Genomic DNA, 1,465 nt, shown 5'->3' on the forward strand with positions numbered 1-1,465 from the left:
ACGCGTGATCAGCAAAAGCAGGGTCGAGATGAATCCAAACCAGAAGATTCTATGCACTTCAGCCACTGCTATCACAATAGGCGCAATCACAGTACTCATTGGAATAGCAAACCTAGGATTGAACATAGGACTGCATCTAAAATCGGGCTGCAATTGCTCACGCTCACAACCTGAAACAACCAACACAAGCCAAACAATAATAAACAACTATTATAATGAAACAAACATCACCAACATCCAAATGGAAGAAAGAACAAGCAGGAATTTCAATAACTTAACTAAAGGGCTCTGTACTATAAATTCATGGCACATATATGGGAAAGACAATGCAGTAAGAATTGGAGAAAGCTCGGATGTTTTAGTCACAAGAGAACCCTATGTTTCATGCGACCCAGATGAATGCAGGTTCTATGCTCTCAGCCAAGGAACAACAATCAGAGGGAAACACTCAAACGGAACAATACACGATAGGTCCCAGTATCGCGCCCTGATAAGCTGGCCACTATCATCACCGCCCACAGTGTACAACAGCAGGGTGGAATGCATCGGGTGGTCAAGTACTAGTTGCCATGATGGCAAATCCAGAATGTCAATATGTATATCAGGACCAAACAACAATGCATCTGCAGTAATATGGTACAACAGAAGGCCTGTTGCAGAAATTAACACATGGGCCCGAAACATACTAAGAACACAGGAATCTGAATGTGTATGCCACAACGGCGTATGCCCAGTAGTGTTCACCGATGGGCCTGCCACTGGACCTGCAGACACAAGAATATACTATTTTAAAGAGGGGAAAATATTGAAATGGGAGTCTCTGACTGGAACTGCTAAGCATATTGAAGAATGCTCATGTTACGGGAAACGAACAGGGATTACCTGCACATGCAGGGACAATTGGCAGGGCTCAAATAGACCAGTGATTCAGATAGACCCAGTAGCAATGACACACACTAGTCAATATATATGCAGTCCTGTCCTTACAGACAGTCCCCGACCGAATGACCCAAACATAGGTAAGTGTAATGACCCTTATCCAGGTAATAATAACAATGGAGTCAAGGGATTCTCATACCTGGATGGGGATAACACTTGGCTAGGGAGGACAATAAGCACAGCCTCGAGGTCTGGATACGAGATGTTAAAAGTGCCAAATGCATTGACAGATGATAGATCAAAGCCCATTCAAGGTCAGACAATTGTATTAAACGCTGACTGGAGTGGTTACAGTGGGTCTTTCATGGACTATTGGGCTGAAGGGGACTGCTATCGAGCGTGTTTTTATGTGGAGCTGATACGTGGGAAACCCAAGGAGGATAAAGTGTGGTGGACCAGCAATAGTATAGTATCGATGTGTTCCAGTACAGAATTCCTGGGACAATGGAACTGGCCTGACGGGGCTAAAATAGAGTACTTCCTCTAAGATGAAGAAAAAGACCCTTGTTTCTACTGATCACGCGTA

Annotated in this window: 1 protein-coding gene; it reads left to right on the forward strand. The window is 44.0% G+C overall.

What is annotated here, in order from left to right:
* On the forward strand, positions 1-1,426 hold a 1,426-nt coding region (locus CVS27_RS20640), incomplete at its 5' end, for a neuraminidase (protein WP_207767607.1).
* Positions 1,427-1,465 lie beyond the last annotated feature (39 nt).

This window comes from Arthrobacter glacialis (genome assembly GCF_002909445.1).
GTDB classification, from domain to species: domain Bacteria; phylum Actinomycetota; class Actinomycetes; order Actinomycetales; family Micrococcaceae; genus Specibacter; species Specibacter glacialis.